This is a genomic window from Streptomyces hilarionis, assembly GCF_024539675.1.
Classification (GTDB): Bacteria; Actinomycetota; Actinomycetes; order Streptomycetales; family Streptomycetaceae; genus Streptomyces; species Streptomyces hilarionis.
Window position 1 is genome coordinate 1 of record NZ_JAHHIT010000559.1, and the last position, 344, is coordinate 344.

Below are 344 nucleotides of genomic sequence, written 5' to 3' on the forward strand. Positions count from 1 at the left end.
AGCGCCACTTCCAACGCGAACAACCCCGCCTGCGCGAACACCGTCCGCTCCAACGCCTCCCCATCACCGAACACGACGTCGCGCAACGACCCGGGAAGCGCTCCGTCGAACCTGGCGCAGACGTCGTCGAAGGCGGCCGCGAACACGGGGTACGCCTCGTACAACTCCCGCCCCATGCCCACCCGCTGGGATCCCTGACCGGAGAAGAGGAACGCCGTCGCGCCCTCCCCGGCCGGTTCGACGCCCCCGGCCCCCCGCTCCCACTGCTCCAACTGGGCGAGGAGGTCGTCCTGTTCGCGGCCGACCAGCACCGCCCGGTACTCCAGCGCCGCACGCCCCGTCGC

1 protein-coding gene is annotated in these 344 nt (G+C 72.1%); it reads right to left on the reverse strand.

Going from position 1 to position 344, the window contains the following annotated elements; all coding sequences use genetic code 11:
* A partial coding sequence (locus KMS84_RS39515) for an acyltransferase domain-containing protein (protein ID WP_256921482.1) occupies positions 1–344 on the reverse strand: 344 nt, incomplete at both ends.